Annotated in this window: 1 rRNA gene; it reads left to right on the forward strand. The window is 51.8% G+C overall.

The features are described from left to right. Window positions 1–68 precede the first annotated feature (68 nt). A 23S ribosomal RNA gene (locus tag HMPREF3178_RS01080) occupies window positions 69–612 on the forward strand; the annotation flags it as partial.

Consider the following 612-nt stretch of genomic DNA (forward strand, 5'->3'; position numbering starts at 1 on the left):
AATGTGTGTTCGAGTCTCTCAAATTTTCGCGACACGATGATGTTTCACGAAACATCTTCGGGTTGTGAGGTTAAGCGACTAAGCGTACACGGTGGATGCCCTGGCAGTCAGAGGCGATGAAGGACGTGCTAATCTGCGAAAAGCGTCGGTAAGGTGATATGAACCGTTACAGCCGGCGATGTCCGAATGGGGAAACCCAGTGCAATTCGTTGCACTATCGTTAACTGAATACATAGGTTAACGAGGCGAACCGGGGGAACTGAAACATCTAAGTACCCCGAGGAAAAGAAATCAACCGAGATTCCCCCAGTAGCGGCGAGCGAACGGGGAGCAGCCCGGAGTCTGAATCAGCTTGTGTGTTAGTGGAAGCGTCTGGAAAGTCGCAGGGTACAGGGTGATACTCCCGTACACTAAAACACACAGGCTGTGAACTCGAAGAGTAGGGCGGGACACGTGGTATCCTGTCTGAATATGGGGGGACCATCCTCCAAGGCTAAATACTCCTGACTGACCGATAGTGAACCAGTACCGTGAGGGAAAGGCGAAAAGAACCCCGGCGAGGGGAGTGAAAAAGAACCTGAAACCGTGTACGTACAAGCAGTAGGAGCCCAA

It is taken from the genome of Klebsiella sp. HMSC09D12 (assembly GCF_001808475.1).
GTDB classification, from domain to species: domain Bacteria; phylum Pseudomonadota; class Gammaproteobacteria; order Enterobacterales; family Enterobacteriaceae; genus Klebsiella; species Klebsiella oxytoca.